This window comes from Sphingomonas sp. NFR15 (assembly GCF_900103265.1).
Taxonomy (GTDB): domain Bacteria; phylum Pseudomonadota; class Alphaproteobacteria; order Sphingomonadales; family Sphingomonadaceae; genus Sphingomonas; species Sphingomonas pollutisoli.
On the sequence record NZ_FMWX01000021.1, the window covers coordinates 1 to 1,670 of the forward strand.

Here is a 1,670-nt window from a genome sequence, read left to right on the forward strand (position 1 = left end):
TCTCACTTTCGCATACGGGGCTGTCACCCGCTACGGCCAGTCTTTCCAAACTGTTCTGCTAGTTGAATATCAGGCACTGGCCTGGTCCGCGTTCGCTCGCCACTACTAACGGAATCTCGGTTGATGTCTTTTCCTCCAGCTACTGAGATGTTTCAGTTCGCCGGGTTCGCTTCACGAAAGCTATGTATTCACCTTCATGATACCTCAACCCATTTAGCCCAACCGTGTGTCACCACACGGCAGAGTTAAACGGGATGGGTGGGTTTCCCCATTCGGAAATCTGCGGGTCAAAGGTTGCTCACACCTCACCGCAGCTTATCGCAGCGTGCCACGTCCTTCATCGCCTGTATGCGCCAAGGCATCCACGAATTGCCCTTACCTCACGCTTGAGAGTCCGCACCACCAATGACAATGCTGGGTTGGCCTTTCGACCAACCAAAACTCGGCAGAGCAGCAACGTCACAGTATCTTGGTGCGGATGATTAAAATGCTCAGCCTGATATTATCAGCGCATGGTCCGGCCTTGCGATCGGGAAGGCGAACCTTCCAAACCTCTCGTCCAAACCAAACGCCGTATTCACGGCATCGATTTTAAGAACCCATTCACAATGTCAAATAGGAGAGCGCGTCGCGCTCTCGGTATCGCCGGCTCTCGCAAGAACCGACAAACTGATGTCTTCATCATCTTAGAAAATCGCTGGTGGAGATGGTGGAGCCTATCGGGATCGAACCGATGACCTGATGCTTGCAAAGCAACCGCTCTCCCAGCTGAGCTAAGGCCCCATGCGCCAGCGACGAGACGAATTAGCGAACGCTAATTCGCACGCTCGCCAGCACGGCCGGCGGAACGCAGTTCCGTCCGACGACGCGGGCTTTGCCCGCGGCGCTGGTTTGGCAGTCGTCACGCTCCCGCTTGCGCCCGTCAGTCGCAGCAAAGCTGCGCCTTATGGGCGCGCTTCGCAGCGCTGGCCGTGCTTGCGAAAGTGCGTCGCAGCTTCGCTGCGCCGTCTCTTTCGCTGCGCAATGGTGGGCCGAGTAGGAGTTGAACCTACGACCTCACGCTTATCAGGCGTGCGCTCTAACCACCTGAGCTACCGGCCCATTGCACCAGCCACAGGCAAAGCCTGCGGGGCACGAGAACCAGCTCAAGCTGGATTTTCTAATCTGATGAAGGGACATGAGGACGGCGGCTAAAATGTTCTTTGGAATGGAAGAAGCTCTTCCTGGTGGCGAACCATCAGGCGCTTTCTGCCGATATCCTTAGAAAGGAGGTGATCCAGCCGCAGGTTCCCCTACGGCTACCTTGTTACGACTTCACCCCAGTCGCTAAGCCCACCGTGGTCGCCTGCCTCTCTTGCGAGTTAGCGCAACGCCTTCGGGTGAACCCAACTCCCATGGTGTGACGGGCGGTGTGTACAAGGCCTGGGAACGTATTCACCGCGGCATGCTGATCCGCGATTACTAGCGATTCCGCCTTCATGCTCTCGAGTTGCAGAGAACAATCCGAACTGAGACAACTTTTGGAGATTAGCTCACCCTTGCAGGATTGCTGCCCACTGTAGTTGCCATTGTAGCACGTGTGTAGCCCAGCGCGTAAGGGCCATGAGGACTTGACGTCATCCCCACCTTCCTCCGGCTTATCACCGGCGGTTCCTTTAGAGTCCCCAACT

At 56.3% G+C, this 1,670-nt stretch carries 2 tRNA genes and 2 rRNA genes; all 4 read right to left on the reverse strand.

The window, feature by feature from the left end:
* Positions 1–392 (reverse strand): 23S ribosomal RNA (locus tag BLS81_RS20250); the annotation flags it as partial.
* 315 nt (positions 393–707) lie between these two features.
* Positions 708–783 (reverse strand) — tRNA-Ala (locus BLS81_RS20255).
* A gap of 241 nt (positions 784–1,024) precedes the next feature.
* Positions 1,025–1,101, reverse strand: a tRNA-Ile gene (locus tag BLS81_RS20260).
* Between the two features lie 163 nt (positions 1,102–1,264).
* Positions 1,265–1,670, reverse strand: a 16S ribosomal RNA gene (locus BLS81_RS20265); the annotation flags it as partial.